Source organism: Nocardioides sp. TF02-7, assembly GCF_022437945.1.
Classification (GTDB): Bacteria; Actinomycetota; Actinomycetes; order Propionibacteriales; family Nocardioidaceae; genus Nocardioides.
In genome coordinates, this window is record NZ_CP092535.1 from 4,455,076 (window position 1) to 4,481,311 (window position 26,236).

A 26,236-nucleotide genomic window follows, 5' to 3' on the forward strand; every position below is an offset into this window, starting at 1 on the left:
CCCCCTCGTTGTCCCCGCTGCTCGACGCGGTGCGGGCGAGACTCGCCCGCGGCCGCAGTCTCGGAAAGGGGCCGTCACAGATTCGTGAAAGCGAGGGGTGGGGCAGCCGACGCGGTGCTGCCCCGGGTCACCGGATCAGGTCAGGGCACCGTCGAGGACCGTCGGACGCCCGCGCAGGAAGGTCGCGACCACCCGGCCGGGGAGCTTGCGGCCGGCGTACGGGGTGTTGCGGCTCAGGCTGGCCGACGTGGCGGGGTCGACGACCCGCGTGACCGACGGGTCGTAGAGCACCACGTTGGCGGGGGGCGCCGACCTCGATCGGCCGCCCGTGGTCGGTCAGCCGCCCGATCCGTGCCGGAGCCGCGGACATCCGCTCGGCGACCCCGGCCCAGTCGAGCAGACCGGTGTCGACCATCGTGTGCTGCACGATCGAGAGCGCGGTCTCGAGCCCGAGCATGCCGAACGCCGCCGCCGCCCACTCGTAGTCCTTGTCCTCGTGGGGGTGCGGGGCGTGGTCGGTGGCGACGACGTCGATCGTGCCGTCGGCCAGGCCCTGGCGCAGCGCCTCGACGTCCGCGGTCGAGCGCAGCGGCGGGTTGACCTTGTAGACCGGGTCGTAGGTCGCCGCGAGGTCGTCGGTCAGCAGCAGGTGGTGCGGGCAGGCCTCGGCGGTGACGTTCCAGCCCTTGCGCTTGGCGTCGCGCACGATCTCGACCGAACCGGCCGTCGAGACGTGGCAGACGTGGAGCCGGGAGCCGACGTGCGCGGTCAGCAGGCAGTCGCGGGCGATGATCGCCTCCTCGGCGACCGCCGGCCACCCGGCGAGCCCGAGCCGGCCCGAGAGCTCGCCCTCGTTCATCTGGGCGCCCTCGGTGAGCCGCGGGTCCTGCGCGTGCTGGGCGATCACGCCGTCGAACGCCTTGACGTACTCCAGCGCCCGGCGCATCAGCAGCGGGTCGCTGACGCAGTGGCCGTCGTCGGAGAACACCCGCACCCGGGCGGCGGAGTCGGCCATCGCGCCCAGCTCGGCCAGCCGCTCGCCCCGCAGCCCGACGGTCACGGCGCCGACCGGGAAGACGTCGCAGTGGCCCGCGTCGCGCCCCAGCCGGTGCACCTGCTCGACGACGCCCGCCGTGTCGGCGACCGGGTCGGTGTTGGCCATCGCGTGGACCGCGGTGAACCCTCCCAGCGCCGCCGCGCGGGTGCCGGTCGCCACGGTCTCGGCGTCCTCCCCGTCCCGGCTCGCGCAGGTGGGTGTGGAGGTCGACCAGCCCCGGCAGCGCCACCAGGCCGTCGGCGTCGACGGTCGTCGCGCCGTCGACCGGGAGGTCGCTCCCCACCGCGGCAACGACGCCGTTCTCGAGCCGGACGTCGGTCGGCTCGGCGCCGAGGACGCGGGCGTTGCGGAGGAGGTACGTCGTGCTGCTGGTCACTCGCTGCTCTCGCTTTCGGATCCTCCGAGGAGGAGGTAGAGGACGGCCATCCGGACGGCGACGCCGTTGGTCACCTGCTCGACGATCACCGACCGGTCGGAGTCGGCCACGTCGGCCGTGATCTCCATGCCGCGCACCATCGGACCGGGGTGCATCACGATGGTGTGGTCCTGCAGGCTCGCCATCCGGCGGCCGTCGAGGCCGTAGCGGCGGGAGTACTCGCGGGCGGTCGGGAAGAACCCGCCGCTCATCCGCTCGCGCTGGACCCGCAGCATCATCACCGCGTCGACCTTCGGCAGCACCGCGTCGAGGTCGTACGCCGTCGCCACGCCCCAGCCGTCGACGCCGACCGGGAGCAGCGTCGGCGGGGCGACGAGGGTGACCTCGGCGCCGAGGGTCTGCAGCAGCAGCGCGTTGGACCGCGCCACCCGGCTGTGCAGCACGTCGCCGACGACGGCGACCCGGCGTCCCTCGAGCCCCGCCGGGACGCTCCTTGCCGAGGTGCCGCCACAGGGTGAACGCGTCGAGCAGCGCCTGCGTCGGGTGCTCGTGGGTGCCGTCGCCGGCGTTGACGACGCTCGAGCGCACCCAGCCGGAGTTGGCCAGCCGGTGCGGCGCACCGCTGGCGCCGTGGCGGATGACGACGGCGTCGGCGCCCATCGCCTCGAGCGTCAGCGCGGTGTCCTTCAGGCTCTCGCCCTTGCTCAGGCTCGACCCCTTGGCCGCGAAGTTGATCACGTCGGCCGACAGCCGCTTGGCCGCGGCCTCGAACGAGATCCGGGTGCGGGTGGAGTCCTCGAAGAACAGGTTGACGACCGTGCGGCCGCGCAGCGCCGGCAGCTTCTTGATCGGCCGGTCGGCCAACGACCGCAGCTCGGCCGCGGTGGTGAGGACCAGCTCGGCGTCGTCCTTGGTGAGGTCGGCGGCGCTCAGCAGGTGGCGCTTCACTCGGTGCCTCCCGCGGGGCCGTCGATCGTGACCGCGTCGGTGGCGTCGGGCCCGTCGATCTCGGCGAGGTGCACGCTCACCCGCTCGACCAGCGACGTCGGCAGGTTCTTGCCGACGAAGTCGGCGCGGATCGGGAGCTCCCGGTGACCGCGGTCGACCAGCACCGCGAGCTGCACGGCACGCGGACGTCCCACGTCGTTGATGGCGTCGAGCGCCGCCCGGATGGTGCGGCCGGAGAACAGCACGTCGTCGACCAGCACCACCACCCGGCCGTCGACGCCGCCGGCGGGGATCTCGGTGTGCAGCAGCGCCCGCGCCGGCTTCATCCGCAGGTCGTCGCGGTACATCGTGACGTCGAGCGAGCCGACGGGGACGTCGACCTCCTCGACCGCGGACAGCCGCTCGGCGATCCGGTGCGCGAGCGGCACCCCCGGCGCGGGATCCCGAGGAGCACGAGGTCACCCGCACCCTTGTTGCGCTCGAGGATCTCGTGCGAGATCCGGGTCAGGGCCCGGGCGATGTCACGGGCATCGAGGACGGTGTGGACCGTGCTGCTGACGGGGACCCCTGCATCCGGGGCCGACGGGGCGGCAGGCATCAGTGCGCCGGACCTCCTTCTCCGCCTCACGGGACGGCTCGTTAAAGGATGTCGATCGGCTCCACCCTAACGGGTGGTGGGTCCGCCTCGGCAAGTGGCACGCGGCGGGTGGGGGCGGGGGGCGGGTGGGTGGGGTGGGGGCCGTGACGGGGGGGTGGAGTCACGGGTGGCGCAGATTCATCAAGGTATGTCGACGAACCTGCGCTTCCCACGCCGTACCCACCGTGGGAAGCGGAGACCCAGCGACATACCGTGATGAATCTGCGGCAGCTGGGGCTCGCTCGACCGCCGGACGACCCTGCACCCAGCGGACCTCGACCGCGGCGCGGCAGCGTGGCGCACGCGGCGGAGCCGCACGGTGCGGCGGCCGCGGGCCGAAGGCCCGTGCGCCGCCCGGTCCGGCCGCCGGACGACCCTGCACCCAGCCGCCCTCGACCGCGGCGCGGCAGCGTGGCGCACGCGGCGAAGCCGCACGGTGCGGCGGCCGCGGGCCGAAGGCCCGTGCGCCGCCCGGTCCGGCCGCCGGACGACCCTGCACCCAGCCGCCCTCGACCGCGGCGCGGCAGCGTGGCGCACGCGGCGGAGCCGCACGGTGCGGCGGCCGCGGGCCGAAGGCCCGTGCGCCGCCCGGTCCGGCCGCCGGACGACCCTGCACCCAGCCGCCCTCGACCGCGGCGCGGCAGCGTGGCGCACGCGGCCGAGCCGCACGGTGCGGCGGCCGCGGGCCGAAGGCCCGTGCGCCGCCCGGTCCGGCCGCCGGACGACCCTGCACCCAGCCGCCCTCGACCGCGGCGCGGCAGCGTGGCGCACGCGGCGAAGCCGCACGGTGCGGCGGCCGCGGGCCGGAGGCCCGTGCGCCGCCGCACCGTCTGCGACACGCTCGCGCAAGACTTACTTGAACGCGTCCTTGATCTTCTCGCCTGCCTGCTTGAGGCTGCCCTTCGACTGGTCGGCCTTGCCCTCGGCCTGGAGGTCCTCGTCGTCGGAGGCCTTGCCCATCGCCTCCTTGGCCTCGCCCATCTTCTCCTGGGCGGTGTTCTCCAGCTTGTCCTTGTTGCTCATGACGGACTCCCTTCTCGACGGGTTGCCGTGGTCAGCTGGAGTGGTACCCGCACGGGTCCGGCGCATCCAGCACTCGTCACACGTGGCGCAGGTTCATCAAGGGATGTCGGTCGACCTGCGCCTCCCACGGCGTACCCACCGTGGGAGGCGCAGGTTCGTCGACATACCTTGATGAATCTGCGGCGACCGAGCCTGCGGCGGCCGAGTCGCGGCGGCCGAGTCGCGGCGACCGAGCCCCCGCCCTCGCCGACCCCCTACAGCGCGCGGGCCATCGCGGCGCAGGCGCGCAGCCAGGAGCGGCGGGTGCCGTCGGAGAGCTGGTGGTAGGGCACGACGGAGCCGCCGACGAGGGCGGGGTCGTAGGGGGACGCGGTGGACGCCGCGGGTGCGCTGCTCGTAGACCTGGACCAGGTCCTGGGCAAGCCGGGTGTCGACCCGGTCGCTGGGGTCGGAGAGCACGGTGATCGTCTTGTGCTTGAGGTCGGTGTGGCCGGCGTCCTGGAGCGCGTCGAGCATCCACAGGCCGCTGTAGCCGGTGTCCTCGCGGATGGTGCTGGTCACCACGAGCAGGTCGGCGGCCGCGGCGGCGGCGAGCCAGTTCTCCGCGCGGATGTTGTTGCCGGTGTCGACGAGGATGATCCGGTAGAACCGCTCGAGCAGGGCGTGCACCTCGGCGAAGTCGCTGGCGTGGATGATGCCGGTGACGTCGGCCCGCTCGTCGGAGGCGAGCACGTCGAAGTGGGCGTCGCCCTGCGACCGCACGAACGCACCGAGGTCGCCGATCCGGGACTGGTAGACGTCCTTGAACCGGCCGAGGTCCTCCAGCAGCTCGCGGGTGGTGTTGCGGTGGCTGCCGCGCAGCCCACGGATGCCCAGCGTGCCCCGGGTCTCGTTGTTGTCCCACGCCACCACGCCGCCGCCGCGCACGGTGCCGAAGGTGTAACCGGCGGCGAGCACGCCGGTCGTCTTGGCCGCGCCGCCCTCGGGGTTGACGAACGCGATCGTGCGCGGGCCCGAGAAGTCCTTCTGGATGGCCTGCCGGTCGGCGTGGAACGCGAGCTCCTTGCGGCCCATCCGGGGGTTGATCAGCCCGCCGCTGAGCCGGCGCACGCCGCCGCGCCACCCCCAGCTCGCCGGCCCGAGCTGCTGGTCGCCGGAGCGGCGGTCGAGGAAGTCGGTGGCCGTCATGAACCGCCGCGGCTCCGCGGGCCGGTCCGGAGGCGCCGCGGCGGCCGGCCGCTCGGGAGGAGGTACGGCGGTCGGTGCCGCGGCCGGCACCGCGCCAGGCGGCGGGCCGACAGGCGGAGGACTCGTCGGCGGCGGACCCGTCGGAGCCGCGCTCGGCGGAGGCGGGGCCCACCGAAGCCGCGCTCGCCGGCGGCGGGCTGACGGGCGGGCTGACGGGCGGCGGGCTGACGGGCGGCGACCCGGCGGGATTCGTCGGCGGGTCGATGGAGATCGGGTCGCTCAGCGGATCGACGGCGGCGCCGTTGCGGGCCGCCTCCACCTGCCGCCGGGCGAACTCCTCGAGCTCCTGCGGCGTGTACAACCGGTCCGAGGTGTTCTCCCCCGTGCCGGGGCTGAGGGGTGACGGGCTCATTGCAACCTCCGAGAGCGGTTGACCAGGCTGGTCCGAGGTTAGCCGAGGTCCGCGAGGGCGTCGGCGATGCCGCGGTGGAACGTCGGGTAGGCGAAGTGCATGGTCCGCAGCCGCTCGACGGGCACCGCGGCGTGCACCGCGGTCGCGAGCAGGCCGATCATCTCGCCGCCGGCCGGGCCGACCGTCGTCGCGCCGACCAGCACGCCGCGGTCGGCGTCGGCGACCACCTTGATCACACCGTCGTTGCCGGCCTGGTGGATCCAGCCGCGGCTCGACGACGGCACCTGCGACGTGCCGGTCGCGACCCGGATCCCCGCGGCCCGGGCCTGCGCCTCGGTCAGCCCCACGGTGCCGACCTCGGGGTCGGTGAACGTGACGTGGGGAGACCGCCGTGTAGTCGGCCCACGGTCCGTCCTGGCCGAGCAGGTCGCGCACCGCGACGTCGGCCTGGTACATCGAGACGTGGGTGAACGCGCCCTTCCCGGTGATGTCGCCGACGGCCCACACGCCGTCGGCGACCCGCATCCGCTCGTCGGCGTCGAGGTGCCGGGCGTCGGGGTCGAGCCCGACGCTGTCGAGGCCGAGCCCGGCGAAGTTCGGCCGGCGGCCGGCGGACACCAGCAGCCCGGCGGCCGTCAGCGAGCCGTCACCGAGCGTCAGCTTGAACGTCGAGCCGTCGTGGTCGACCCGCTCCACGCGCACGCCGGTGCGCACGCTCACGCCCTCCCGCTCGAGCACGCCCGCGACCAGCTCGCTCGCCTCCGGCTCCTCCGGCCCCAGAATCCGGTCGCCGGCCTCGAGCACGGTCACCGCGACCCCGAACCGCGCCAGCGCCTGCGCCAGCTCGCAGCCGATGGCGCCGCCGCTGAGCACGGCCAGGCTGGCGGGCAGCGTGCGCAGCTGCACGACGTCGCGGTTGGTCCAGTACGGCGTGTCCGCGAGGCCGTCGACCGGCGGCACGGCCGGTGCGGTGCCGACGTCGAGCACCACGCCGCGGCGGACGTCGTAGGCCTGCGTCCCCTCGGGGGTCTCGACCTCGATCCGCCCCGGCCCGGCCAGCCGTCCCTTCCCGCGCACCAGCCGGCCGCCGGCGTCGGCCAGCCGCTTGACGGCGGCGGTGTCGTCCCAGGCGTCGGTGGCCTCGTCGGAGATCCGGGTGGCGACCGTGGCCCAGTCGGGGCTGACCTCGGTGTCGCCGGCGAGGCCGGGCACCCGGCGGGCTTCGGCGAGGGCGCCGGCCGCGCGGATCATCATCTTGGTGGGGATGCAGCCGTAGTAGGGGCACTCGCCCCCGACCAGGTGCTTCTCCACGCCGATCACCGAGAGCCCGGCGCGGGCCAGCTCGGCGGCGGCGTGCTCCCCTCCCGGTCCCAGCCCGATCACGGCGACGTCGACGGTCTCAGCCATGACGACACGCTATGCGAGCCGGGCGGATCAGACGAGGGTCGGCTTGCTCCGGATGATCGCGCCGAGCACGCCGTTGACGAACGCCGGCGACTCGTCGGTGGACAGCTCCCGCACGAGCGCCATCGCCTCGGTCACGGCGACCGGGTCGGGGACGTCGTCGGCCCAGAGCAGCTCGTAGGCGCCGAGCCGCAGGACGTTGCGGTCGACGGCGGGCATCCGCTCGAGCGTCCAGCCCTCGGCGTAGGTGCCGAGCACCTCGTCGATCCGTGCGAGGTGCTCGACGACGCCGCGGACGAGCGTCTCGGTGTAGGGGTTGGTGGGCGCCGCGCCCTCCTCGATCGCGCGGTCGAGGGTCTCGACCGCGGACTCACCCCGGAGGTCGGCGGCGAAGAGCAGGTCCAGGGCGCGCTTGCGCGCCGGGTGCGGGCGCCGCCGGGTCGCTTGGGAGCGTCCGCCATCAGGACTTCACGCGCCCCAGGTACGACGAGTCGCGGGTGTCGACCTTGATCTTCTCGCCCTGCGTGATGAACAGCGGCACCTGGATCTCGTGGCCGGTCTCGAGCGTCGCCGGCTTGGTGCGGCCGGTCGCGCTGTCGCCGACGACGCCGGGCTCGGTGTAGGTGATCTCGAGCTCGACCGCGGCGGGGAGCTCGATGTAGAGCACGCGGCCCTCGTTGGTGGCGACGATGGCCTCCTGGTTCTCCAGGAGGAAGTTCTTGGCGTCGCCCACGATCTCCGGGGTGACCTCGACCTGGTCGTAGGTGCCGGTGTCCATGAACACGTAGGACGAGCCGTCGTTGTAGAGGTACTGCATGGTGCGCTTGTCGACGTTGGCGACCTCGACCTTGACGTCGGCGTTGAAGGTCTTGTCGACGACCTTGCCGGTCTCGACGGCCTTCAGCTTGGTGCGGACGACCGCACCGCCCTTGCCGGGCTTGTGGTGCTGGAACCAGAGGACCTGCCAGAGCTGGCCGTCCAGGTTGAGAACCATGCCGTTCTTGAGGTCGTTCGTCGTTGCCATGCGCCAGCCTTCTTCATGCAGGTGTCAGGGTGCGAGGGCCCCGCGGACAGGGGCCCGCCGCGCGCAGCCGCGCGGCCGACGGACCAGTCTAGTGGCGGACCCGGTCGGCGATGAATTCGAGCGCCTGCCGGTAGCCGTCGACGCCCTGGCCGCTGATGGTCGTCGCGGCGTGCGGCTCGACGTACGACGTGTGCCGGAACTGCTCGGCGCGCTGCTTGGGCTCGGAGATGTGCACCTCGACCAGCGGCGCGGCGAGCTGCGCGCAGGCGTCGTAGAGCGCCAGCGAGTAGTGGGTCCACGCCGCGGCGTTGAGCACGACCGGGGTGGCGTCGTCGGCGGCATCGTTGAGCCAGTCGAGCAGCTGGCCCTCGTGGTTGGTCTGCCGCACCTCGACCTGCAGGCCGAGCGCCGCCCCCCAGGCCACGCACTGCTCGGCGAGCTCGGCATGGGTGGTGCTCCCGTAGATCTCGGGCTGCCGCCGCCCGAGGCGCCCGAGGTTGGGCCCGTTGAGCACCAGCACGCGGGTCATCGCGGCGCACCCGAGGGGGCGAGTGCGGCGTACGCCGCGCGCAGGTCGTCCTCGGACGGCCCGGCGAGCACGACCGGCCGGGCCAGGTCCTCGAGCACGACGAACCGCAGCTGCGACCCGCGGGCCTTCTTGTCGACCCGCATCGCGGCGAGCAGGTCGTCGAACGGCGCGGCGGCGTACGTCGTGGGCAGGCCGACCCGGCCGAGCACGCGGCGGTGCCGCTCCACCAGCGCGGGGCTCAGCCCACCGGTGCGGGCGGCGAGCTCGGCGACGAAGACGCAGCCGATCGCGACCGCCTCGCCGTGCCGGACGCCGTAGTCCTCCACCCGCTCGATGGCGTGGGCGAGCGTGTGCCCGTAGTTGAGCGCCTCGCGCCCGGGGTGGCCCGCGGCGCCTCCGGTCTCCCGGAGGTCGCCGGCGACGACGTCGGCCTTGACCTGCACGGCGCGCTCGACCAGCTCGCGGAGCACCGGGGAGTCGGCGTCGAGCCGCTCGGGGTCGGTCTCCTCGACCAGCTCCAGGATCCGCGGGTCGGCGATGAAACCGCACTTGACGACCTCGGCGAGCCCCCGCGACGAGCTCCGCCCGGGGCAGGGTGCGCAGGAGGGCGAGGTCGCACACGACGGCAGCCGGCTCGTGGAAGGCCCCGACCAGGTTCTTGCCGGCGCCGGTGTTGACGCCGGTCTTGCCGCCGACGGCGGCGTCGACCATCGCGAGCAGCGTCGTGGGCACGTGGACCACCGCGACGCCGCGGAGCCAGGCGGCGGCGACGAAGCCGCCGAGGTCGGTGGTGGCGCCCCCGCCGAGCGTGACGACCGCGTCGGAGCGGGTGAAGCCCTCCTCGCCGAGCGCCTCCCAGCACGCGGCGGCGACCTCGATGTCCTTGGCCTCCTCGCCGTCCGGCACCTGGAGGACGACCGTGTCGATCCCCTCCAGCGCCTCCGCCAGCGGGTCCAGGAGGTCGGCGAGCGACTCCGGCGAGACCACGGCGACCCGGGAGACGCCGGGAGGCAGCACCGTGCGCAGCTCGGACAGGAGGTCGTGGCCGATCAGCACGTCGTACGGCACCCCGGTGGCGACCCGGACCCGGGTCGACCCGGTCATGCGCCGATCCTCTCGGTGACCTCGGCGGCGACCTCGCTCGCGCTGCGGCCGTCGGTGTCGACGGTCACCCGGGCCACGCTCTCGTAGACCGGGGTGCGCTCGTCGAGCAGCTGCTTGATGCGGCCGCGGATGCCGCCGACGACCTGGTTGAGGAGCGGCCGGCTCTCCCCCAGCCCGACCCGCTTCACCGCGTCGGTCAGGCCGACCCGGAGGAACACCACCGGGTGCGCGGCGAGCAGCTCGCGGGTCGCCGGGTCGAGCACCGCTCCCCCGCCGAGGGCGAGGACGCCGTCGTGGGTGGTCAGGGCGCGCGCGACGGTCTCGTGCTCGAGCGCCCGGAACGCCGCCTCGCCGTCGTCGACGAAGATCTCCTGCACCGACTTGCCGGCCCGCTCCTCGACGAGGTGGTCGGTGTCGACGAACCCGACGCCGAGCGTCTCGGCCACCATCCGGCCGACCGTGGTCTTGCCGGCGCCCATGGCTCCCACCAGGACGCACACGGGGCCGCCGCTCACCGGTACCTCAGCGTGTCGAGGTAGGACTGCGCGTTGCGCCGGGTCTCGGGCAGCGAGTCGCCGCCGAACTTCTCGACGGCCGCGTCGGCCAGCACCAGCGCCACCATCGCCTCGGCGACGATGCCGGCGGCGGGCACCGCGCAGACGTCGGAGCGCTGGTGGTGGGCGACGGTCTCCTCGCCGGTGGCGACGTCGACGGTGCGCAGGGCGCGGGGCACGGTCGCGATCGGCTTCATCGCCGCCCGCACCCGCAGCACTTCGCCGGTGCTCATGCCGCCCTCGGTGCCGCCGGAGCGGCCGGAGACGCGGCGCAGACCGTCCTCGGTGGGCACGATCTCGTCGTGGGCGAGCGACCCGGGGGTGGCGGCCAGCTCGAAGCCGTCCCCCGACCTCGACGCCCTTGATCGCCTGGATGCCCATCAGCGCACCGGCCAGCCGGGAGTCGAGCCGCCGGTCCCAGTGCACGTGGGAGCCGAGGCCCGGCGGCAGCCCGTGCACCACGACCTCGACCACCCCGCCGAGGGTGTCGCCGTCCTTGTGCGCCTGGTCGATGCGCTCGACCATCAGCTTCGACGTGTCGGGATCGAGGCACCGCACCGGGTCCTCGTCGAGCCGGGTCACGTCGTCGGGCTGCGGCCACAGGCCCGCCGGGGCGCGGACGCCGCCGAGCTCGATCACGTGCGAGACCACCCGCACGTCGAGCGCCTGCTCGAGGAAGTTGGTCGCGACCCGGCCGAGCGCCACCCGGGCGGCCGTCTCCCGCGCCGACGCGCGCTCGAGCACGGCCGGGCGTCGGCGAAGCCGTACTTCTGCATGCCGGCGAGGTCGGCGTGCCCGGGCCGGGGCCGGGTGAGCGGCGCGTTGCGCGCCATGCCCTCGAGCACGGCGGGGTCGACCGGGTCGGCGGCCATCACCTGCTCCCACTTGGGCCACTCGGTGTTGCCGACCTCGATCGCGACCGGCCCGCCCTGCGTGCGACCGTGCCGCACCCCGCCGATGACCCGCACCGCGTCCGCCTCGAACTTCATCCGGGCGCCGCGGCCGTAGCCGAGGCGCCTGCGGGCGAGGGAGTCGGAGATGTCGTCGGTCGTGACCTCGACCTGGGCCGGAAGGCCCTCGAGGATCGCGACCAGGGAGGGTCCGTGGGACTCCCCCGCGGTCAGCCAGCGCAACATGTGCCCCATCCTCCCATCCACCCGGCCCGGACCCGGGCGCGGTCGGCTGCGGCGAGACCGGTCGCCTGTTCGCGCCGGATGCGGTCCCGGGTCCGACGTGACGGGCAAAACCTCCACTTGTCCGGCATTGCTTTGCCCGACATGTTGAGGTTTCCCCGGTCGACCGGGGAAACCTCACGCCCCGCCACCCCTCCGATCTCCCGCGGCACCGCGGCCTCCGCCGCGCCCTACCCGGCGACCACCAGCCCCACCCAGGCACCGGCGAGCAGGAACGGGCCGAACGGGTAGGCGCGCCGGAGGATGCTGCGGTCGCGCTTGACCGCGGCCCAGACCACGCCGGGCACGGCGAACAGCAGGAACGCGGCGTAGAGGCCGACGAGCACGGCGGTGCCGCCGGCGTAGCCCAGCACCAGGCCGAGCAGCGCGGAGAGGCGGACGTCGCCGAACCCCATGCCGGCCTGCCGGACGAACCACAGCACCCAGAAGATCGTGCGTACGACGACGAGGCTGACCACGCCGCGCACCAGCTCGTCGCTGTCGCCGGTCGCGGCCCAGCGGGCGAGGCCGTAGCCCAGCGCGAGAGCGGTGGCGGGCAGCACCACGACCGAGGGCAGCAGCCTGGTGCGCCAGTCGACGTAGCCGAGCAGCGTGCCGACCGGCACCAGCGGGAGGACGACGCACAGCAGCCACACCCAGCCGAGCGCGAGCCCGAGCCCCGCTCCGGCGACACCCGACACGAGCGCGCACCCCGCAGCGAGGCGGGGCCGCCGGCCGAGGTCGGCGTAGGGCTCCTTGGGCGGCTCCTCGAGGCGCTGCCGCTGGGCGGGCGTGAGCTCCACGCCCTCCTCGGGCTCGGGGTCGGGCGGCGGCTCGGGCAGCCGGCGGACGGCGTGCGGCACGAGCGCCCCGCCCGCCGCGCAGCCGACGAGGCCGACCAGGGCGGCCAGCAGCTCGTCGGTCACGAGGCCCGGTCCCGCAGCGCCGCCTCCCCCGCGGCCCGCATGGTGTCCAGCGGGGCGGTGACGCCGGTGAAGGCGACGAACTGGAGCGCGGCCTGGTGGACGAGCAGGTCCAGGCCGCCGACCAGGGCACCGGTGGCGGCACGGGCCAGCGGCGTCGGCCAGGGGTGGTAGAGCACGTCGAACAGCACCGGAGCCCCGGCCACCCGGGCGACGAGGTCGTCGGCCTGGGCCGACGCGGGGATCGTCGAGACGACGACGTCCGCCCCGCCGAGGGCGACGGTCGCGAGGTCGACGACGCGGACGGCGGGCCGACGCGGGTGGGCGCCGATCGCGGCGACCGTCTCGGTCGCCCGCGCCGCGGAGCGCGCCGCGACGGTGATCGCGGTCGCGCCCAGCTCGGCGAGCGCCAGGCCCGTGGACGCCGCGGTCGCCCCGGCGCCGAGCACCAGCGCCTCGCGCACGGGGCCGTCGTACCGCTCGCGCACCGCCGCGACCGCGCCCGGCAGGTCGGTGTTGTCGGCGTGGACCTCCGCGTCCGCGATGAGCAGCGTGTTGGCGGCCCCGGCCAGCCGCACCCGGTCGCTGACGGCGCCGGCGAGCGCCATCGCCTCGCGCTTGAGCGGTGCGGTGACCGACAGGCCGCGCCACTCGGCGGGGTCGAGGCCCGCGACGAAGCCGGCGAGCCCGCCGGCCGGCACCCGGACGGCGTCGTAGCGCCAGTCGAGACCGACTGCGGCGTACGCCGCACGGTGCAGGACCGGCGACAGGGAGTGGGCGACCGGGTCGCCCAGGACAGCGCACCTCATCGTCGGCCTAGCAGGCGCGGGACTCGTTGGCGCAGTACTCCCGCAGCTCGGCGAGGTAGCCCTCGAACTCCTCGTAGGAGGACGCGAACTTCGTCTCGCCGGTGCGCAGGTTGACGGTCACGTAGTAGTACCAGTCGCCCTCGGCCGGCTGCAGCGCCGCGCGGATGGCGTCCTCGCCCGGGTTGCCGATCGGTCCCGGCGGGAGGCCCTTCACCCGGAACGTGTTGTAGGGCGAGTCGGTGGTCTCCCGCTCCTCCTGGGTGAGGCCGACCGTCAGCGGCCGTCCCAGCGCGTAGTCGACGGTCGCGTCGATCTGGAGGAAGCCGGCCTGGCCCGCGGTGCCGGGGTTCTCGAGCCGGTTGTAGATCACCCGGGCGATCCGCGGCATGTCGTCGCCGCGCCCCTCGGCCTCGACCAGCGACGCCACGGTCATCACCTCGTGCGGGGTGTAGCCGAGCTCCGCCGCCGCACCCTCGAGGTCGAGGTCGGAGGCGGCCTGCTCCCACCGCTCCACCATCGCGCGGAGCACCGTCGCGGGCGTGTCCTGCGGCGTGACCGCGTACGTCGCCGGGAACAGGTAGCCCTCCGGGTCGCCGTTCGCGTGCTGCGGCAGGCCGAGGGCCTCGGTGTCCTCGAGCGCCCGCTGGATCGCGGGCCGCCGGAAGTCGGTCTGCTTCGCCAGCAGGGCCACCACGTCGGCGGCGCGCACGCCCTCGGGCACCGTGACCATCGTCTGCGCCATGTTGGCCGGGTCGGCCAGCAGCGTGAACGCGTCGGCGGCGCGCATCTGCTCCTTCAGCAGGTAGGACCCCGCCTGGATGGACCGGCCGTCCGCGGCGTCGACGAACGCGTCGGACGAGGCGACGACGCCGAGGTCCGCGAGCTCCTCGCCGATCGAGGTGACCGACTGGCCCTGGTCGACCACGACGAGCACCTCGCCGGAGCCGGGCCCGGCGAAGTCGTCGGGCTCACCGAAGGCGTCGTCCCACCACGGCGTGACCACCTGGGTCCAGGCGAGCCAGCCGCCCGCGACGACGACGACCAGCGCCAGCAGCATCGGGAGGCAGCCGGAGCGCCGCTTGGCACGGCGCGCGCCGCCGCGCGGCGTCGGCGTCGACCCTGGCAGGACGGACGGTTCACTCATGCGTCTCCTCGACGCCCTCCGGGCTCGGGGCGGCCACGTCGGTGACCACCTCCTCGCCCGGAGCGCGACCTGTTGCGCGCTCGGTGTCGAGCGCGTGCTGCAGGATCACGACGGCCGCGACCTGGTCGACCACGGCGCGCCGCTTGGCCCCTTTGCGTTGACCGCGGAGCATAGCCTCCGCCGACACGGTGGTGAGCCGCTCGTCGAGCAGCCGCACCGGGACCGGCGCGATCCGCTCGGCGAGCCGCCGTGCGAAGTCGCGGGCGCGCGCTGCCGCCGGACCTTCGGCGCCCGAGAGCGACCGGGGCATCCCGACGACGACCTCGACCGCCTCCTCGGCGGTGACCAGCTGCCGGATCCGGCGCAGGTCGCCCTTGCCGCGCCGCACCGTCTCGACCGGCGTCGCGAGCGTCCCCGAGGGGTCGCTGCGGGCCACGCCGATCCGGGCGTCGCCGGGATCGATGCCCAGCCGGACGCCGTGCCGCACCGGAATCGCCCTCAGCCGGCCGCGGCACCGACGGCGGCGGTCACCGCGGCCAGGGCCTCGTCGATCCGCGAGGCGTCGCTGCCGCCGCCCTGCGCGACGTCGGCCTTGCCGCCGCCGCGACCGTCGACGTAGGGCGCCACCGTGCGGACCAGGTCGTTGGCGGACACACCGCGGTCGCGGGCGAGGTCGTTGACCGCGGCGACGACCGACACCTTCCCCGTCGGCCGCACCGATCACGACCACGACGCCCGGCGCGTCGGCGGGCAGCCGGCCGCGCACGTCGAGCGCGAGTGTGCGGACGTCGCCGCCGCCGGCGCCGTCGACCCGGTGGGCGACGACCTTGACACCGGCCACGTCGGCGGCGTCGGCCGCCAGCGCGGCGCCGCTGGCGAGCAGCTGGGCCAGCCGGATCCGCTCGACCTCCTTCTCGGTGCGGCGCAGCCGCTCCACCAGGTCAGCTCACCCGCCCGACGAGGTCGTCGGGCTGGGTCTTGAGCAGGGTCGACAGCCGGCTGACCACGTCGCGCTCGCGGGCGAGGTAGCCGAAGCCCTCCACGCCGGTGAGCGCCTCGATCCGCCGGTTACCCGAGCCCACCGAGGACTCGCCGGTGACCACGATCGTGCCGATCTGGCTGGCGTGGTCGACGTGGGTGCCGCCGCACAGCTCGCGGGACCACGGGCCGCCGATCTCCACGACGCGGACCTTCTGGTCGTCGTAGGTCTCGCCGAAGAGGGCGAGCGCGCCCCACTCCTTCGCCTCGGCCAGGGTCATGTACTGCCACCCGACCGGGAGGTCGGCGCGCAGCGCGTGGTTGGACACCTGCTCGATGTCGCGGAGCTGCTCGGCGGTGAGGCCCGAGAGCCACCCGAAGTCCAGCCGCAGGTAGCCCGGCCGGTTGTAGGACCCCGACTGGAGCGCCGAGGGGCCGAGCACCTCCCGGAGGGCGGCGTGCACGACGTGGGTGCCGGAGTGCGCCTGCCGGGCACCCGTGCGCCACTCGGGGTCGACCTGGGCGTGGAGCGTCGAGGAAGGGTCGAGCTCGCCGTCCACGACCCGCACCTGGTGCACGACCAGCCCGCGGACCGGGCGCTGCACGTCGACGACCTCGAGCCGACCGCCGTCGAACTCGATGATGCCGGCGTCCGCGACCTGCCCGCCCGACTCGGCGTAGAACGGCGTGCGGTCGAGGACGACCTCGCCGATCTCGCCGTTGCCGAGCGTGGTGACCGGTCGGCCCTCCCGCAGCACCGCGAGCGCCCTCGACTCGGTCTCGAGGGTCTCGTAGGCCAGCCACTCGGTGGGGCCGTGGTCGTCGAGGATGCCGCGGTAGACCGACGTGTCGGCGTGCTGGCCCTTCTTGGCGCGCGCGTCGGCCTTGGCCCGCTCCCGCTGCTCGGCCATCAGCCGGCGGAAGCCGTCCTCGTCGACCGAGAGGCCCTGCTCGGCGGCCATCTCCAGCGTGAGGTCGATCGGGAACCCGTAGGTGTCGTGCAGGGCGAACGCCTTCGAGCCGGGGAGCACCCGGCTCTCCTGCGCCTTCACCTCGGAGGCGGCCAGGTCGAAGATCTGGGTGCCGGCCTGGAGGGTCTTGCGGAAGACCTCCTCCTCGGCGTAGGCGACCCGCGAGATGCGGTCCCAGTCGGTGTGCAGCTCGGCGTAGGTCTCGCCCATCTTGTCGCGGCTGATCGGCAGCAGCTCGGGCAGCGCCGGGTCGTCGTAGCCGAGGAGGCGCATCGAGCGGACCGCGCGGCGGAGCAGCCGCCGCAGTACGTAGCCGCGGGCCTCGTTGCCCGGGGTGACGCCGTCGCCGATCAGCATCATCGAGCTGCGCACGTGGTCGGCGACGACCCGCAGCCGGACGTCGTCGGTCGGGTCGGCGCCGTACTTCCGCCCGGTCAGCTCCTCGGCCCGCTCGATGACGGGGAACATGACGTCGATCTCGTACATGTTCTCCTTGCCCTGGAGCAGGAACGCCACCCGCTCGAGGCCCATGCCGGTGTCGATGTTGCGCTTGGGCAGCGAGCCCGCGATGTCGAAGTCCTCCTTCGACCGCACCGCGGAGAGCTCGTCCTGCATGAACACCAGGTTCCAGAACTCCAGGTACCGGTCCTCGGCGGTGAAGTCGCCGTCGGGCCCGTAGGCGGGGCCCCGGTCGATGAGGATCTCCGAGCACGGGCCGCCGGGGCCCGGGACGCCCATCGACCAGTAGTTCTCCTTCTTGCCGAGCCGGATGATCCGGTCGTCGGGGAGGCCGGTGACCCGGCGCCACAGGGCGACCGCCTCGGGGTCGTCGACGTAGACGCTCGGGTAGAGCCGGCTCTCGTCGAACCCCCACCCGCCGTCGGCGACCGGCTTGGTGACGAGCTCCCAGGCGAGCTCGATGGCGCCCTCCTTGAAGTAGTCGCCGAACGAGAAGTTGCCGCACATCTCGAAGAACGTGCCGTGCCGCGTGGTCCGGCCGACGTCCTCGATGTCGGGGGTGCGGATGCACTTCTGCACGCTCGTGGCGCGGGGGTACGGCGGCGTCTCCTGCCCGAGGAAGTAGGGCTTGAACGGCACCATGCCCGCGTTGACGAACAGCAGGTTGGGGTCGTCGAGGAGCAGCGACGCCGAGGGCACCACCGTGTGGCCGGCGGCCTCGAAGTGGGCGAGGAACCGCCGCCGGATCTCGGCCGTGCTCAGTCCGTCGTCCATCAGCTGTTGCCTTCCTTCTCCTGGTCGGTCTTCTGCTCGATCTCCCGGGGGCCGCGTCGCGCGGCGGCCACCTCGTAGCGCCGGCGCAGGTCCTGCTCCGCGTCGGCCATCCCCTGGCCGACCTCCTCGCGGAGCAGCCGCACGCCGACGACGGCGGCGCCGACCCGGTCGCGCATCCCGTCGACGGTGAACGCCTCGACGAGCCGGCGCACCTTCACGACGCCGTAGACGCCGGCGGCGGCGCCGGCGGCGAACCACGCGCCGCGCCCGATCACGGTCCGCTCCCCCGGGCCGGGCCGATCATCCGGCCACGTCCGTCAGCGGTACGGCGGCCCGCTGCCGGTCCGCGACCTCGCGGCGGGCCCGGCGGAGGTCGGTGCGGCGCTGCCTGCGGGCCCGCTTGACCTCGCGGCGCATCTCCGCACGGATCCGGTGGCGCACCTCCGGCGACAGCGCCCGTCGCAGCCCGGCGGCGAGCGACACCGTGCGGATCAGGCTCTCGCGCAGGAGGATGTCGGCGAAGACCGGTGCCGGCAGCGCCGGTGCGTCCCCGTCGTCGTGCCCGAGGTCGGTGATGACGTACTCCTGGTCGTCGCGCACGACGAGGTCCGGGGCGGTGCGCCCCGCGACCGCGCCCTCCAGCGCCGTCAGCTGGGCGCGCAGCTCCTCGGCGTCGCGGGCGGCCGACGCCAGCAGCTCCTCGGTGCGGCGCCGCGAGCGCCGCACCGACAGCACCAACCCGGCCACCGCGACCAGCAGGACCACGAGGCCGCCGGCGGTCGCGACGGCCAGCCAGGTCGGCACCGCCAGCTCGCTCGTCACAGTGGGCGAGCCTATCGGTTGGCCCGTGGCGCGGATGAGGGGTCAACCCCGGCGGGGCCGGTGCCGCGGATGATGCTCCGGATCCGCTCCCAGCGCTGCTTCACGGCGCCCTCCGCCCCCAGCTCGGTGGGCCGGTAGTACGCCGCGTCGGCGACGACGTCGGGGGCGTACTGCTGCTCGGCGATGCCGAACGGCTCGTCGTGGCTGTACTTGTAGCCGACCCCGTGGCCGAGCTTCTTCGCACCGCCGTAGTGGGCGTCCCGGAGGTGCGGCGGGACCGCGCCCACCTTGCCGGCCCGGACGTCGGCCAGCGCGGCGCCGATGGCCGTGGTGACCGCGTTGGACTTCGGGGCCACGGCGAGCGCGACCGTGGCGTGCGCGAGGGTCAGCTGGGCCTCCGGCATCCCGATCAGCTGCACCGTCTGCGCCGCAGCCACGGCGGTGGGCAGCGCGGTCGGGTCGGCGAGCCCGATGTCCTCGCTGGCGAGGATCATCAGCCGGCGGGCGATGAAGCGGGGGTCCTCGCCGGCCTCGATCATCCGGGCGAGGTAGTGGAGGGCCGCGTCGGCGTCGGAGCCGCGCACGGACTTGATGAACGCGCTGACGACGTCGTAGTGCTGGTCGCCGTCGCGGTCGTAGCGCACGGCCGCCCGGTCGGCCGCGGCCTCCGCCGTCTCCAGGGTGATCGGGGTGGGGCCGTCGTCGGCCGGTTCACCGGTCGTCCGGACGGTGGTCTGCGCGGCCCCGGCCGCCGCCTCCAGGTAGGTCAGCGACCGTCGCGCGTCGCCGCCGGCGAGCCGCACGATGTGCTCCCTGGCCTCGTCGTCGAGCAGGAACCGGCCGGCCAGGCCGCGCTCGTCGGCGACGGCCCGCTCGACGACCTCGCGGATGTCGTCGTCGGTCAACGACTCGAGCCGGAGCAGGAGGCTGCGGGAGAGCAGGGGCGAGATGACGCTGAACGACGGGTTCTCGGTCGTCGCCGCGACCAGCGTCACCCACCGGTTCTCGACGCCAGGCAGCAGGGCGTCCTGCTGGGCCTTGCTGAACCGGTGCACCTCGTCGACGAACAGCACCGTCTCGCGGCCGGAGCGGACCAGCTCGGCGCGCGCGCCGTCGATCGCCGCCCGCACCTCCTTGACCCCTGCCGCCACCGCCGAGACCTCGACGAAGCGGCGGCCGGTCTGGCGGCTGAGGATCGAGGCGATCGTGGTCTTGCCGGTGCCGGGCGGTCCCCACAGCAGGAGCGACATCGGCCGGTCGCCCTCGACCAGCTGGCGCAGCGGCGACCCTGGTGCCCGCAGCTGCGGCTGCCCCACCAGCTCGTCGAGCGAGCGCGGCCGCATCCGCACGGCCAACGGCGCCGCCGCGTGCGCGGCGTCGGTCAGCGAGCCCGCGGAGCCGCCGCCCCCGTGGGCCGGCGGGGCGCCCGCTACCTCGAACAGCCCGTCGTCAGGAGCGGCCAATCGTCTTCGCATCCAGGTCGAACCAGGTGTCGGCGTAGCCGGGCTGCTCGACCAGGTCGGTCACCGGGGAGGCCCCGGGGTCGGGCTGGCCCGCGGAGTCGACGCCGAGGAGCCGGGCGGTCAGCGGCTCGTAGGGGTGCTCGCCGAGCCGGCCGGGGAAGTGGCAGGCCACCTTGTGCCGCTTGCCGATCTGGATCAGCGGCGGCTCGTGCGTCGCGCAGATCTCCTTCGCGATCGGGCACCGGGTGCGGAACCGGCAGCCGGACGGCGGGTCGATCGGGCTCGGCACGTCGCCGGAGAGGCGGATCCGCTCCCGGCGGCCGCCGGTCACCGCCTGCTTCACGTCGGGCACCGCCGACAGCAGCGCCTGCGTGTAGGGGGTGGTGGGCGTTGCCGTAGATGCTGTCGCGGTCGCCGATCTCGACGATCTTGCCGAGGTACATCACCGCGACCTCCGGGCAGAAGTGCCGGACGACCGCGAGGTCGTGCGCGATGAAGAGGAACGCGACGCCGAACTCCTTCTGGATGTCCTGGAGCAGGTTGATGACCTGCGCCTGGATCGACACGTCGAGCGCCGACACCGGCTCGTCGGCGACGAGCAGCTAGGGTTGAGCGTCAGCGCCCGGGCGATGCCGATGCGCTGCCGCTGACCGCCGGAGAACTCGTTGGGGTACCGGTTGTAGTGCTCGGGGTTGAGGCCGACGACCTCGAGCAGCTCCTGGACGCGCTTCTTGACCTGGTTGCGCGGCACGATGTCGTGCACGGCCAGCGGCGCACCGACGATCGCTCCCACGGTCTGCCGCGGGTTCAGCGAGGTGTAGGGGTCCTGGAAGATCATCTGCACGTCGCGCCGCACCGGCCGCAGCTCGCGGTTGGAGAGCTTCGCGAGGTCGACGCCGTCGAACGTCATCGAGCCGCCGGTCGGCTTGTAGAGCCGGGTGATCAGGCGGCCGGTCGTCGACTTCCCGCAGCCGGACTCGCCGACCAGGCCGAGCGAGCCGCCCTTCGGCACCTCGAACGAGATGCCGTCGACGGCCTGCACGTGGCCGATCGTGCGCCGCACCAGGCCGGTGGACTTCACGGGGAAGTACATCCGGAGGTTCTCGACCGTCAGCACCGGCTTCGCGTCGGGGGTCCCGCTCCGCGGCCGCGTGGGCGTGGTCGGCCAGCTCGTCGAACGCCTCGGGCTGCTCCTCCTCCAGCGCCACCTGGACCTCGTCGGTCTCGGTGCCGAGCTCGGGGGCCTCACTCACCCGCTCGGGGGTGGTCGTGGCTCATCGGGTCTCCTCAGCAAGCTCGGGGGCGATCTCGGGGAGCACCTCGGCCTCGTAGATCGCGTCGGGGTTCGCGATGTGGCAGCGCTTCAGGTGGTCTCCCCGCGCTGACCGGGGAGTGAGCTCGGGCAGCACGGTCGTGCACAGATCGCCCGGCACCTTCGACCGGTGCGTGCACCGCGGGTGGAACGGGCACCCGCTCGGCGGCGCCAGCAGGCTCGGCGGGTTGCCGGGGATCGGGATCATCCGCGCGCTCGTGTCCGAGGTGACGTCGGGGGACGCTGGAGAGGAGGCCCCAGGTGTAGGGCATCTCCGGGTGCACCAGGACCTCCTTGCCGGGCCCGTACTCGACCGCCCGGCCGGCGTACATCACCAGCACGTCGTCGGCCATCTCGGCGATCACGCCGAGGTCGTGGGTGATGATGATGACCGCGGAGTTGAACTCGCGCTGCAGGTCCTGGAGCAGGTCGAGGATCTGCGCCTGCACGGTGACGTCGAGGGCCGTGGTCGGCTCGTCGGCGATGAGCAGCGACGGGTCGTTGATCAGCCCCATCGCGATCATCGCGCGCTGCCGCATGCCCCCGGAGAACTGGTGCGGGTAGTCGTCGACCCGGCGGTCGGGCCGCGGGATGCCGACCCGGTCGAGCATCTCGACCGCCTTGCGGCGGGCGTCGCGCTTCGTCGCCTTCGGGTGGTGGACGAGGTAGGCCTCCTCCAGCTGCTGGCCGACCCGGTAGAACGGGTGCAGCGCCGCCAGCGCGTCCTGGAAGATCATCGCGACGTCGTTGCCCCGCAGCTTGCGCATCTGCGCCTCCTGCATGCCGACGATCTCCTCGCCGCGCAGCCGGATGGAGCCGCTGATCCGCGTCGACCGCGGGTCGTGCAGGCCGAGCACGGCCATGCTCGACACCGACTTGCCGGAGCCGGACTCACCCACGATGCCGAGGGTCTTGCCGACCTCCAGCTGGTAGCTGAGCTCGCGGACCGCGGTGACCTCGCCGTCCTCGGTCGGGAACCGGACGGTCAGGTCCTCCACGACCAGCAGCGGTCCGTCCACGGAGCCTCCCTCGGGCTTGGTGGGGCTGGGGCGCTTGTCCAGGCTGGTCACGACAGCCTCACCCGCGGGTCGAGGACGCTGTAGACGACGTCGACGACCAGGTTGGAGATGATGAGCACCGCGGCGCCGAACAACGCCGTTGCCGAGACGATCGGCAGGTCCTTCTGGTTGACCGCCTGCAGCGCCCACAGCCCGATGCCCTCGATGTCGAAGATCCGCTCGGTGAAGATGGTGCCGGCCAGCAGCGTGCCGAAGTCGATGCCGAAGATCGTGATCACGGGCACCAGCGCCGAGCGCAGCCCGTGCTTGTAGACGACCCGGTTGGCGGTCAGGCCCTTGGCCTTCGCCGTCCGGATGTAGTCCTCCCCCAGCACCTCGACCATCGAGCCGCGCGTGTAGCGGGTGTAGGAGGTGCAGCCGAAGATGCCGAGCGCGATCCAGGCCAGCAACAGCCCGGAGAACCACTTCGCCGGGTTGTCGGTGATCGGGAAGTAGCCGGTCTCGGCGAACAGCGGGATCTCCCACGTGATCGTCAGGAACAACCACACCAGGAGGGCGAACAGGTAGTACGGGATCGAGCTCACCACGAGGAACCCGGAGACGAGCGCCTTGTCACCCAGCGTGCCGCGTCTTCGGGCGGCGGCGATGCCGATGGGGATGCCGAGCAGCAGGTAGAGCGCGGCACCGCCGACGGCGACCGAGATCGTCGCCGGCATCCGCTCCTTCATCTCCTCGAAGACGGGGCGGACGGTGAAGTAGGAGTAGCCCAGGCACGGTGCGTTGCACTCGAGCTGCTGGTTGCCGAACTGCACCTCGCGGCCCGTGAACAGGCCGTCGAGGAACTTGCCGTACTCCTCGTAGACCGGGTTGTTGTAGCCGAGGTTCTCCTTGTAGACCTCGAACCGCTCCGGCGTGCACCGGTTGCTGGTCTGGCTGTCGCAGACCACCCGGGCGGGCTCGGAGGGGCCGTACCAGAAGAGCACGAAGATGGCCATCGAGACCAGGAACAGCACCACGACGCCGGAGATCAGGCGCTTGACGATGTATGCGAACAACTGGTCCCTCCATCACGATTCAGGGCCGCCGCCCGGTCGTCCCCGGGAGCGGGCTCGCACCGGCCGGTGGGGGGTCCCTCGCGGGACCCCCACCGGCACTGGTGGTTCGGGTCAGCAGCGCCGACCCGGGTTCGGATCACTCTACGTCGGTCACTCGGTGACGAAGAGGTCCTTGTAGTTGGGCGCACCCAGGGCGCCGTCACCCGTCGGGTTGCCGATCTTCTCGCCGAACGCGAACAGGTCGTTGCGGTAGGCGAGCGGGATCAGCGGGAAGTACTCCGTCAGGATCTCCTCGTCGAGCGCACCCCACGCGGCCGGCTGGTCCTCCAGCGGCATCTGCGGGATCTCGTCGAACTGGGCGTCCACGCCCTCCTCGGAGAAGAACGCGGTGTTGTAGGTCGCGCCCGTGCGCAGCAGCGACGGGAGCATCGTCAGGCCGGACGGCCAGTCGGAGCACCAGTTGACGCCACGGAGGTTGAGCTTCTTGTTGGTCGGGTTGTCCGGGTCGGTCCAGACCGTGTAGAGCGAGGTCTCGATCGGGAACGGGTACTCCTTGACCGTGAAGCCGGCCTCCTCCAGACCGCGCTTGATCTGCTCCTGCGCGGCCTCGGTGGTCGGCGTACCGGTGTTGTACGCCATGTGGATCTCGAAGTCGCCGGGCTCGTAGCCGGCCTCGGACAGCAGCTCCTTCGCCCGCTCGGGGTCGTAGGTGATCTGCTCACCGTCGACGAAGACCTCCTCGCGGCCGCTCATGCCCGGGGGCATGATCGAGCTCGCGGGGACCCGGGTGACGCCGGGAACCTCGCCCGACGCGGTCCAGACGCTCTCGTAGTCGTAGGCGTAGGCGAGGGCCTTGCGGACCTCCGGCTCGGTGATCTTGGTGTAGTCGGGCGCCCAGTAGCTCACGCACTGCGCCGACTGCTGCACCAGGCGGTCGCCGAGGGCGTCGACGAAGTCCTGGTAGTTCTCCGAGGTGATCGAGGCCGACAGCGCGGTCTGCGACTCGGTGTTGCCGCTGAGCATCAGCTCGTCGGTCTGGGTCGGGTCAGCAGCGAACTTGAAGACCCAGCGGTCCGGGTACTGGTGGCGGGCCGGGTCGGACTCGGGCACCCAGGCCTCGTTGCGCACCAGGACCAGCTCCTCGCTGGGCCGGAACGACTCGACCTTGTAGGGGCCGTTCGACAGCGGCTTGCGGCCGTAGGCCGGCGGCTGCGAGGCGTTGCCCAGCGGCGCCGGGCCCATCGCCATGAACGCGCCCCAGTAGTCCATGTCGGGGAACGAGGTGGACATCCGGATGGTCACCGTGCGGGCGTCGTTGTCGAAGGTGACACCCTCGAAGTTCTCGGCCTCCTTGGGCTCCGAGTACGGGCCGTCGTACTCGTCGGCGCCCTCGAAGAAGTGCTCGGTGTACTCGGTGCCCGGGCCGGACGGGAACGTCGAGGAGTCGAACGACCGCTCGATGCCCCACGCGACCTCCTCCGCGGTGATCGGCGCGCCGGTCTCCCACGTCGCGTTGTCGCGGATCGTGAAGGTCCACTCAGTGAAGTCCTCGTTGGGCGAACCGAGGTCCTCAGCGAGGTCGGGGACGAGGATCATCTCGCCGCTCTCCGGGTCACGCGCGTACTGCGTGAGCGACCGGTGCGTGAGCGCCTGCTGGATCGAGTTGCCCGTGACGGACCAGCCGTTGGTCGGGTCGAGGTCCTCGGGTCCCGGGTCGTCGGGGTGGTAGACGGTGATCGTCCCGCCCTGCTGCGCACCCTCGATCTCGGGAGCGGGCCCCTGGCGATCCGGGTCCTTGTCGATCGTCTCCGAGGCGTCCTCGAACTCGCGGTTGTCGCTTCCGCCCTCGGGCCCGTCGCCTCCGCCGCACGCGGCGAGGGTGACCAGGGCCGCGCTGGTGGCGAACGCGGCAAGTGCCTTGGTCCGTCTCATCCTTCCAGCCTTTCTCCTTGTTTGCGCGCCCGGTGGTGCGGGCGCGACATCTGTGTGCCGACGTGTGTGTCGACGTCCAGGTCCACGGTCAGCGACGGGTCTTCGGGTCGAGCGCGTCGCGGATCGCGTCACCCAGCAGGTTCAGCGAGAGCACGAGCAGCACGACACCGACCATCGGCTCGATCAGGTACAGCGGGTAGTTGGACCAGTACTGGGTCGCGTTGGCGATCGTCTGGCCCCACGAGGCGCCCCACTTGCCCTCGCCGCTCACGCCGATGCCGAGGAACGCCAGACCGGCCTCGAGGGCGACGAAGGCGGGGGAGCATCAGCGAGGTGCTGATCACGATCGGCGCGACCAGGTTGGGCAGCAGCTCCTTGAGCAGGATCCGCCGGGTCGGCATGCCGACGACCCGGGCGGCGAGCACGAACTCCCGCTCGCGCAGCGATAGCACCTCGCCGCGGATCAGGCGCGCCACGCCCATCCAGCCGAAGACCGACAGGACGCCGATCAGCGACAGCACCTGGTAGAGCGCGTAGTGCTCGCTCTGCGAGAACCGGTCGATCACGATCGGCGCGATCGTCAGCGCGGCGAGCAGGAACGGGATCGTGAGGAAGAAGTCGATGACGAACGAGATGATCTTGTCGACGATGCCGCCGGCGAAGCCCGCGACCAGGCCCAGCGTGATGCCGACCAGCGACGCGATCAGGGTCGCCGTACCGGCGATGATCAGCGACGTGCGGCAGCCGTAGAGCCAGTGCGCGAGGTTGTCGGCGCCGGTGCGCGGCGCGATGCCGAACGGGTGCTCGGGGTCGAAGCCGTAGTACGGCGGGCCGGTGAGCGGGTAGCCCACGCCGGGGTTGGCGGCGTTGCACTCCAGCACGTCGCAGTTGCGCACCGGGTCGAGGGAGACCCCGAAGATCGCCGCGAGCACGTCGGCGAAGATCGCCACGAGCACGAAGAACAGGACGACGATCGCGCACACCATCGCGAGCTTGTCGCGCTTGAGGCGACCGAACGCGATCTGGAGCGGTGAGCGCCCCTCGACGGCGGTCGATCCCTCTCCCGGCTCCGGGTGGCCCGTTGCCTCAGCGACCTGCACACCCGCTGTCGGGTCGGTCATGCTCACCTTCCTCGCCCGGCTACCCG

General features: G+C 73.1%; 21 protein-coding genes and 11 pseudogenes. 1 reads left to right on the forward strand and 31 read right to left on the reverse strand.

Features of this window, described 5'->3' with window-relative positions; genetic code table 11:
• Positions 1 to 135 precede the first annotated feature (135 nt).
• The 5 genes and pseudogenes from MF408_RS23150 to MF408_RS23170 all read right to left on the reverse strand — a co-directional run bounded on the left by MF408_RS23150 (position 136) and on the right by MF408_RS23170 (position 5,229).
• Positions 136 to 1,433: pseudogene (locus MF408_RS23150) on the reverse strand (dihydroorotase).
• Positions 1,430 to 2,381 (reverse strand): annotated as a pseudogene (locus MF408_RS23155) (aspartate carbamoyltransferase catalytic subunit). Before MF408_RS23155 ends, MF408_RS23150 begins: the two co-directional pseudogenes overlap by 4 nt.
• Positions 2,378 to 2,979, reverse strand: a pseudogene (pyrR, locus tag MF408_RS23160) (bifunctional pyr operon transcriptional regulator/uracil phosphoribosyltransferase PyrR). The pseudogenes MF408_RS23155 and pyrR overlap by 4 nt, the downstream one beginning before the upstream one ends.
• Before the next feature lie 891 nt (positions 2,980 to 3,870).
• Positions 3,871 to 4,041 carry a CsbD family protein gene (locus tag MF408_RS23165; RefSeq protein ID WP_240249569.1) on the reverse strand — a complete coding sequence of 57 codons (171 nt, stop codon included), beginning with the start codon at positions 4,039 to 4,041 and terminating at the stop codon, positions 3,871 to 3,873.
• Between the two features lie 96 nt (positions 4,042 to 4,137).
• Positions 4,138 to 5,229 carry a hypothetical protein gene (locus MF408_RS23170; protein ID WP_240249570.1) on the reverse strand — a complete coding sequence of 364 codons (1,092 nt, stop codon included), beginning with the start codon at positions 5,227 to 5,229 and terminating at the stop codon, positions 4,138 to 4,140.
• Between the two features lie 74 nt (positions 5,230 to 5,303).
• Here MF408_RS23170 and MF408_RS23175 point away from each other — a divergent pair, with 74 nt between their 5' ends.
• The gene (locus MF408_RS23175) at positions 5,304 to 5,663 is read left to right on the forward strand and encodes a hypothetical protein (protein WP_240249571.1); all 360 of its coding nucleotides are present in this window, start codon (positions 5,304 to 5,306) and stop codon (positions 5,661 to 5,663) included.
• A gap of 16 nt (positions 5,664 to 5,679) precedes the next feature.
• On the opposite strand, the gene MF408_RS23180 is transcribed toward MF408_RS23175, so the two are convergent.
• From MF408_RS23180 to MF408_RS23280, 26 genes and pseudogenes are all read right to left on the reverse strand, one after another.
• Positions 5,680 to 5,988, reverse strand: a complete 309-nt coding sequence (locus MF408_RS23180; RefSeq protein ID WP_240249572.1) for a hypothetical protein — start codon at positions 5,986 to 5,988, stop codon at positions 5,680 to 5,682.
• Positions 5,989 to 6,145: 157 nt separating this feature from the next.
• Positions 6,146 to 7,048: pseudogene (locus tag MF408_RS23185) on the reverse strand (FAD-dependent oxidoreductase); the annotation flags it as partial.
• A 27-nt stretch (positions 7,049 to 7,075) separates the two neighbouring features.
• Positions 7,076 to 7,456 (reverse strand): annotated as a pseudogene (nusB, locus tag MF408_RS23190) (transcription antitermination factor NusB); the annotation flags it as partial.
• 49 nt (positions 7,457 to 7,505) lie between these two features.
• Positions 7,506 to 8,069, reverse strand: coding sequence for an elongation factor P (gene efp / locus MF408_RS23195; RefSeq protein WP_240249573.1), 564 nt, complete (start codon positions 8,067 to 8,069; stop codon positions 7,506 to 7,508).
• Between the two features lie 88 nt (positions 8,070 to 8,157).
• Positions 8,158 to 8,598 (reverse strand): type II 3-dehydroquinate dehydratase, encoded by a 441-nt coding sequence (locus tag MF408_RS23200; RefSeq protein WP_240249574.1) that lies wholly within the window; start codon positions 8,596 to 8,598, stop codon positions 8,158 to 8,160.
• Positions 8,595 to 9,227 carry a hypothetical protein gene (locus MF408_RS27450; protein ID WP_345893976.1) on the reverse strand — a complete coding sequence of 211 codons (633 nt, stop codon included), beginning with the start codon at positions 9,225 to 9,227 and terminating at the stop codon, positions 8,595 to 8,597. The genes MF408_RS23200 and MF408_RS27450 overlap by 4 nt, the downstream gene beginning before the upstream one ends.
• Positions 9,226 to 9,702 (reverse strand): annotated as a pseudogene (locus MF408_RS27455) (iron-containing alcohol dehydrogenase); the annotation flags it as partial. The pseudogene MF408_RS27455 and the gene MF408_RS27450, both read right to left, overlap by 2 nt.
• On the reverse strand, positions 9,699 to 10,217 hold the full coding sequence (locus MF408_RS23210) for a shikimate kinase (protein WP_345893977.1): 519 nt from the start codon (positions 10,215 to 10,217) through the stop codon (positions 9,699 to 9,701). The pseudogene MF408_RS27455 and the gene MF408_RS23210, both read right to left, overlap by 4 nt.
• Positions 10,214 to 10,594 (reverse strand): annotated as a pseudogene (locus MF408_RS26195) (chorismate synthase); the annotation flags it as partial. The pseudogene MF408_RS26195 and the gene MF408_RS23210, both read right to left, overlap by 4 nt.
• A 61-nt stretch (positions 10,595 to 10,655) precedes the next feature.
• Positions 10,656 to 11,000, reverse strand: a pseudogene (locus tag MF408_RS26200) (chorismate synthase); the annotation flags it as partial.
• Entirely contained in the window at positions 10,892 to 11,392 is a 501-nt protein-coding gene (locus MF408_RS26205; RefSeq protein ID WP_275693280.1) for a chorismate synthase, read from the reverse strand. The gene MF408_RS26205 and the pseudogene MF408_RS26200, both read right to left, overlap by 109 nt.
• Positions 11,393 to 11,619: 227 nt before the next feature.
• Positions 11,620 to 12,354 (reverse strand): A24 family peptidase, encoded by a 735-nt coding sequence (locus tag MF408_RS23220; RefSeq protein WP_240249575.1) that lies wholly within the window; start codon positions 12,352 to 12,354, stop codon positions 11,620 to 11,622.
• A complete protein-coding gene (locus MF408_RS23225; RefSeq protein ID WP_240249576.1) occupies positions 12,351 to 13,160 on the reverse strand; it encodes a shikimate dehydrogenase in 810 nt (269 codons plus the stop codon). The genes MF408_RS23220 and MF408_RS23225 overlap by 4 nt, the downstream gene beginning before the upstream one ends.
• Before the next feature lie 7 nt (positions 13,161 to 13,167).
• The gene (gene mltG, locus MF408_RS23230) at positions 13,168 to 14,304 is read right to left on the reverse strand and encodes an endolytic transglycosylase MltG (protein ID WP_240249577.1); all 1,137 of its coding nucleotides are present in this window, start codon (positions 14,302 to 14,304) and stop codon (positions 13,168 to 13,170) included.
• On the reverse strand, positions 14,297 to 14,791 hold the full coding sequence (gene ruvX / locus MF408_RS23235; RefSeq protein ID WP_240249578.1) for a Holliday junction resolvase RuvX: 495 nt from the start codon (positions 14,789 to 14,791) through the stop codon (positions 14,297 to 14,299). Before ruvX ends, mltG begins: the two co-directional genes overlap by 8 nt.
• Positions 14,792 to 14,802: 11 nt before the next feature.
• Positions 14,803 to 17,474 (reverse strand): annotated as a pseudogene (gene alaS / locus MF408_RS23240) (alanine--tRNA ligase).
• Positions 17,475 to 17,485: 11 nt separating this feature from the next.
• Positions 17,486 to 17,761, reverse strand: coding sequence for a DUF6167 family protein (locus MF408_RS23245; RefSeq protein WP_240249579.1), 276 nt, complete (start codon positions 17,759 to 17,761; stop codon positions 17,486 to 17,488).
• Between the two features lie 25 nt (positions 17,762 to 17,786).
• On the reverse strand, positions 17,787 to 18,308 hold the full coding sequence (locus tag MF408_RS23250) for a hypothetical protein (RefSeq protein WP_240249580.1): 522 nt from the start codon (positions 18,306 to 18,308) through the stop codon (positions 17,787 to 17,789).
• A gap of 11 nt (positions 18,309 to 18,319) precedes the next feature.
• Positions 18,320 to 19,750 carry a replication-associated recombination protein A gene (locus tag MF408_RS23255; RefSeq protein WP_240252140.1) on the reverse strand — a complete coding sequence of 477 codons (1,431 nt, stop codon included), beginning with the start codon at positions 19,748 to 19,750 and terminating at the stop codon, positions 18,320 to 18,322.
• Between the two features lie 7 nt (positions 19,751 to 19,757).
• A pseudogene (locus MF408_RS26210) lies at positions 19,758 to 20,168 on the reverse strand (oligopeptide/dipeptide ABC transporter ATP-binding protein); the annotation flags it as partial.
• A gap of 45 nt (positions 20,169 to 20,213) precedes the next feature.
• Positions 20,214 to 20,888, reverse strand: coding sequence for a dipeptide/oligopeptide/nickel ABC transporter ATP-binding protein (locus MF408_RS26215; RefSeq protein WP_275693281.1), 675 nt, complete (start codon positions 20,886 to 20,888; stop codon positions 20,214 to 20,216).
• A 157-nt stretch (positions 20,889 to 21,045) separates the two neighbouring features.
• Positions 21,046 to 21,291: a hypothetical protein gene (locus tag MF408_RS27460; RefSeq protein WP_345893800.1), complete on the reverse strand. Its 246-nt coding sequence runs from the start codon at positions 21,289 to 21,291 to the stop codon at positions 21,046 to 21,048.
• Positions 21,292 to 21,607: 316 nt separating this feature from the next.
• A pseudogene (locus MF408_RS27465) lies at positions 21,608 to 22,153 on the reverse strand (ATP-binding cassette domain-containing protein); the annotation flags it as partial.
• Positions 22,150 to 23,157, reverse strand: coding sequence for an ABC transporter permease (locus MF408_RS23270; RefSeq protein ID WP_240249582.1), 1,008 nt, complete (start codon positions 23,155 to 23,157; stop codon positions 22,150 to 22,152). The pseudogene MF408_RS27465 and the gene MF408_RS23270, both read right to left, overlap by 4 nt.
• Before the next feature lie 150 nt (positions 23,158 to 23,307).
• A complete protein-coding gene (locus tag MF408_RS23275; RefSeq protein ID WP_240249583.1) occupies positions 23,308 to 25,089 on the reverse strand; it encodes an ABC transporter substrate-binding protein in 1,782 nt (593 codons plus the stop codon).
• A gap of 128 nt (positions 25,090 to 25,217) precedes the next feature.
• Positions 25,218 to 26,210, reverse strand: a complete 993-nt coding sequence (locus MF408_RS23280; RefSeq protein WP_240249584.1) for an ABC transporter permease — start codon at positions 26,208 to 26,210, stop codon at positions 25,218 to 25,220.
• Positions 26,211 to 26,236 lie beyond the last annotated feature (26 nt).